This is a genomic window from Bradyrhizobium sp. (genome assembly GCF_049581145.1).
Taxonomy (GTDB): domain Bacteria; phylum Pseudomonadota; class Alphaproteobacteria; order Rhizobiales; family Xanthobacteraceae; genus Bradyrhizobium.
This window is the reverse complement of the sequence record NZ_JBAURI010000677.1, coordinates 1-2,920: the sequence shown is the minus strand read 5'-3', so window position 1 is coordinate 2,920 and position 2,920 is coordinate 1. Positions and strand designations below refer to the sequence as shown.

Sequence of the window (2,920 nt, the reverse complement as noted above, 5' to 3'; positions counted from 1 at the left end):
GTCGAACTTCTCGCCACGCGCCGCGGCCCATTGCAGCAGCTTGACGGTGCCGTTGACGGAAAGGTCCTCCTCGTCGCCGGTGATCAGAAACGAGATCGAGCCGTTGCCGTCGGCGCGGGGCTTGCCGCCATGGTCGGCGAGATGGGCCAGCACCGCTGCGACGCTGCAGGCGATGCCGCCCTTCATGTCGACCGCGCCGCGGCCATAGAGGAAGCCGCCCCTGACCTCGCCGGAAAACGCGCCCTGGCTCCAGGCGGCCTCGTCGCCCGGCGGCACCACATCGGTGTGGCCGGCAAAGGTGATGTGCGGCGCCTGGTCGCCGATGCGGGCATAGAGATTGTCGATATCTGCGGTGCCGGGCTCGCTGAAGGTGACGCGATGCACACCGAAGCCATGGGCCTTGAGCAGGGTTTCAAGCACGCCCAGCGCGCCGGCGTCAGCCGGGGTTACGGAACGGCAGCGGATGAGATCCTGGGCAATGGCGAGAGCATCATTCATGCCCCCGCTTAACATGCGTCGCGGGCGACGGACCAGCGAAAGCCGGCACGAATTCGACTTTGCCGCGGGCCGGGCCCGAACCTGGTTCGGTTCGACCTAGTCCCGCAACAGCTCGTTGATGCTGGTCTTGGCACGGGTGCGCTCGTCGACCCGCTTGACGATGACGGCGCAGGCGACCGCAGGCCCAGGCTGGCCGTTCTTCAGCGGCTTGGCAGGCAGGCTGCCCGGCACCACCACGGCATATTCCGGCACCTCGCCGATAAAGATTTCGCCGCTATCGCGATCGACGATCTTGGTCGAGGCGCCCAAAAATACGCCCATCGCCAGTACCGCGCCCTTGCGCACGATGACGCCCTCGGCGACCTCCGAGCGCGCGCCGATGAAGCAATCGTCCTCGACGATCACGGGCTCGGCCTGCAGCGGCTCCAGCACCCCGCCGATGCCAACGCCGCCGGAGATGTGCACGCGCTTGCCGATCTGTGCGCAGGAGCCGACGGTCGACCAGGTGTCGATCATGGTGGCCTCATCGACATAGGCGCCGAGATTGACGAAGGACGGCATCAGCACGACGTTCCTGGCGATGAAGGCCGAGCGGCGCACGATCGCGCCCGGCACCGCGCGAAACCCGGCCTCGCGAAAGCGGTTCTCGCCCCAGCCGTCGAATTTCGACGGCACCTTGTCCCACCATGACGCCGTCCCGGGACCGCCCGCGATCACGCTCATATCGTTGAGGCGGAACGACAGCAGCACGGCCTTCTTCAGCCACTGATTGACGGTCCACTTGCCATCAGTCTCGCGCGTCGCCACGCGCGCCTCGCCCTTGTCCAGCAGCTCGAGCGCGTGATCGACGGCGTCGCGGACCTCGCCCTTGGTCGCGGTCGAGATGCCGTCGCGCGCATCGAACGCGCCGTTGATGGTGGATTCGAGGGCGGACAGGGACATCGGGATTTCCTTGGGAGGGATGTTTTAGGCGGCGATTGGGCCGCTTATTCGGGATTTGAGGCGGGAGAGTCAAGGCTTTGCACCGGCCGCGCCGGCTGGCACGGCTGGCCGTCCCGGTTCGAGGCCGGGACGACCGTGCAAAGGTTATGACTTCGCGCCCAAGCCTTGCAAAAAGCCCGTCAGATCGTCGGTAACGCAATCGACATGGGACGCATCGCGGCCTTCCAGCTCCCAGTCCTCGCGCACCACCTCTTGCGAGCCGTCCGGCACCACCAGCACGGTGGTCATGCCGATCTGATGCGGCACCACGAGGTTGCGCGCCAGGTCCTCGAACATCGCGGCGCTGGCCGGATCGACGTCGTGGCGTTTCAGGAATTTCTGATAGGTCTGCGGCGCCGGCTTCGGCTCGAGCTCGGCGGCAATGATGTCGAACACCGCCTCGAAATGGCTGGTCAGGCCCAGCCGCTCCAGCACCTTGCCGGCGTGATCGGTCGAGCCGTTGGTCAGGATCAGCTTGCGGCCCCTGAGCCCGGTGATCGCGGCGCCCATCGCCGGATTGGGCTCGAGCGGCGAATGGTCGATCTCGTGCACATAGGCAAGGTAATCGTCGGCGCGCACGCCATGTTCGGTCATCATGCCGCGCATGGTGGTGCCGTAGCGGAGGTAATAATCCTTCTGGATTTTTCGCGCGTCCGCCGGCGATACCTTCAGCCAGTTCGAGACGAACGCGCCGATCCGCGCGTCGACCTGCTGCCAGAGATTGACGTGATGGGGGTACAGCGTGTTGTCGAGATCGAACACCCAGGTGTCGATGTGGTCGAAGCTGCGGGGAGTTTTCATCATGGCAACGCGAAGTGCAGCGTCTTGCCGCCGCTCGACATGTCGACCGGGGCGAACCCGGTCGCGGCAAAACCGCGGCTGCCGCAATCGCCCTGCTCGGTGGTTTCGAACTTGTTCTCGCGGGTGCAAAGCTGGGTGGCGCCACCCCAGTTCAGCGACCTGTTCCCGTATTGGATGGTGCGGTTTTCGGCATCGACGGCTTCGGCAAAGCTGTAGACATGCTTCGGCTGGCCAGAGACGTCGGGATGCAGGCATTTGCCGGGGTCGATGCGATACCAGCCCCGGCTGACGACGGCCTTGCCGTCGTCGGTCGCCACCGCCGCCATCACCTTGTGCGGGGTGTCGTTGCACCAGGTCAGCCCGGACGTGGAGGGCGACTGCACGGCCTCGATCATGGCGCTGAAGAAAGTCGGCGACTGCAGAATGTCTTGCGACAGTCCGCGGCTTCTGAGGAACGCGGCAAGGGCCGCTTGCGTCTTCGGACCGTCGACGCCGTCGATCGGAGCCGCGTCATAGCCCGCGATGACCAGCAATCGCTGAATGCCGGCAAGCCGCGCCTGGTCGTCGTCATAGGCGGCGTCCTCGGCGAGATAGGCCACCAGATTGCCATCGTCGGCCTGCGTCGGCATGATCTGGGTGA

General features: G+C 65.7%; 4 protein-coding genes. All 4 read right to left on the bottom strand.

All coding sequences use genetic code 11. From position 1 onward, the window contains the following. A partial coding sequence (locus tag WCB02_RS22085) for a M20/M25/M40 family metallo-hydrolase (protein ID WP_423961406.1) occupies window positions 1–498 on the bottom strand: 498 nt, incomplete at its 3' end. Between the two features lie 96 nt (window positions 499–594). Beyond that, the gene (dapD, locus tag WCB02_RS22080; RefSeq protein ID WP_423961405.1) at window positions 595–1,440 is read right to left on the bottom strand and encodes a 2,3,4,5-tetrahydropyridine-2,6-dicarboxylate N-succinyltransferase; all 846 of its coding nucleotides are present in this window, start codon (window positions 1,438–1,440) and stop codon (window positions 595–597) included. A gap of 144 nt (window positions 1,441–1,584) precedes the next feature. Continuing rightward, the gene (locus WCB02_RS22075; protein ID WP_423961404.1) at window positions 1,585–2,283 is read right to left on the bottom strand and encodes a pyrimidine 5'-nucleotidase; all 699 of its coding nucleotides are present in this window, start codon (window positions 2,281–2,283) and stop codon (window positions 1,585–1,587) included. Further along, window positions 2,280–2,920: DUF1036 domain-containing protein (locus WCB02_RS22070; protein ID WP_423961402.1), on the bottom strand; the 641-nt coding region annotated here is incomplete at its 5' end. The genes WCB02_RS22075 and WCB02_RS22070, both read right to left, overlap by 4 nt.